The organism is Streptomyces sp. NPDC002309, assembly GCF_053593375.1.
In genome coordinates, this window is the sequence record NZ_JBSFCI010000108.1 from 1 (window position 1) to 1560 (window position 1560).

At 68.7% G+C, this 1560-nt stretch carries 1 protein-coding gene; it reads right to left on the minus strand.

Annotated elements, in window-relative coordinates; translation table 11 throughout:
- On the minus strand, positions 1-1339 hold a 1339-nt coding region (locus tag ACWCPM_RS34720; RefSeq protein ID WP_450980249.1), incomplete at its 3' end, for a transposase domain-containing protein.
- Positions 1340-1560: the final 221 nt, after the last annotated feature.

Sequence of the window (1560 nt, forward strand, 5' to 3'; positions counted from 1 at the left end):
GGTCTTGCTGGAGCAGGCTCAGGATGCGGTGTCGGCGCCGCGCAGCCGGGGCGGTGTTCCTGTCGTCCCGGGAGGCCGTGGGCAGTGTGGGTTGGTCCACGGGTTCGAGGACGGTGACGTTGAGGTCGGTGGCGTTGAGGTCGGTGACGGTCCGGCTGGTGTCGGGGCGGCCGTCGTCGCGTCGCTCGCTGTAGCGGGACATCGGTGACTTGACCTTGCGGGTGCTGACCCGTTGGCGTCGGGGCGGGAGGAGGCGAGTCAGGGTCCGGTGCCTGATGAGTCCGAGGTGACCGGCGTCGGCGGGGTCGGTGATGACGGCGGCGGCCTGGACGACCTGGTCACGGGCGGTGTGGAGCGTGATGCTGAAGCAGCAGCGGTCCGGATCGGTGCCAGGCAGCGCCTCTGCGGCCTCGGCCATCACGGTGTGAAGGGTCTGGTAGAGGCTGAGCAAGGCCCACATCTCCTGCTCGATGCCTGCCGGGTCGCCCGAGCGGAGGTTGCGCCCGTTCATGATCGTGTGGCGGAGCGCGTAGTAGGCGGATTCGTGTTCCCACCGCTGGTGATAGAGGCCCACCAGTGCGGTGGCGGGGTGACGGCGGGCGTCGGTCAGGGTAGTGACCAGTCGGTAGGACCCGGTGAAGGACGTGCCGTCCGCGCAGGTCACGGCGATCTGTGCGTCAATGATCCGCACTTTCACGGTGCCGATCACCGACAGGTAGGAGCCGTCGGCGAGGCGGGTGAGGACCGGCGTGCGCCGGTTGCTGCGAAGCCGGCCCAGCACCTGGGCGCCGGTATCGGTGACCGCCGCGAGGAAGGCGTTGCTGTCGAATCCCTTGTCCCACAGCACCAGCATGTGCGGCCGCAGCAGATGCAGGAGCCGGCCGGCGTAACCTGTCGTCTCGCCCCCGGAGGTGGGGCCGAACACCGCGCCGACCAGAGCCCGGGTGCCGGTCTCGACCAGCGTCATCAACTCCAGCGTCGGATAGCCATGATGCGAAGTCCTGCCCAGCCAGGCCCGGTTCCGTTCGGAATCGGGAACCCTCAGCGAACTGCAGCCGTCGAACGAAACCATCCGGTACGGACCGAAACGCACACCTGGCGTCGTTGGCCGGGCCAGCAACCCGGCCAGCACCTCGAACAACGCCCGCACCGGCGCGCCGCCGATCCGCCGGCGCAGGTCACGCAACGCTTTCGCCGACGGACAGACCACGGGCATCCCGGACAGACCCGCGGTCAGCTTGTCCCAGACGAGGCGATAGCCGACCTCGGGGAACAGGCACATCGCCAGCAAGAAGTAGATCCCGACCCGCGACGGGAGATCACGCAGCCGCTGCTGCACCGTCCCTTGTCTCCGCAAGGACCGCGTCCACCAGCTCGAACGGCACGACGGCGGCCAGTTCCCCCAGATGCCCTGGAGCGAACCGGCCCGCGGCCACGGTGACCGTTCGGGTGATGGCCGTCAGCGGAGACGGCAGGACACAATGACGGGGCAACGGAGCTCCTTCGGGACAAGCTGTCTTGGTCGACTGCCTGTACCAACGAGCTCCGTTGCTCCGCGTC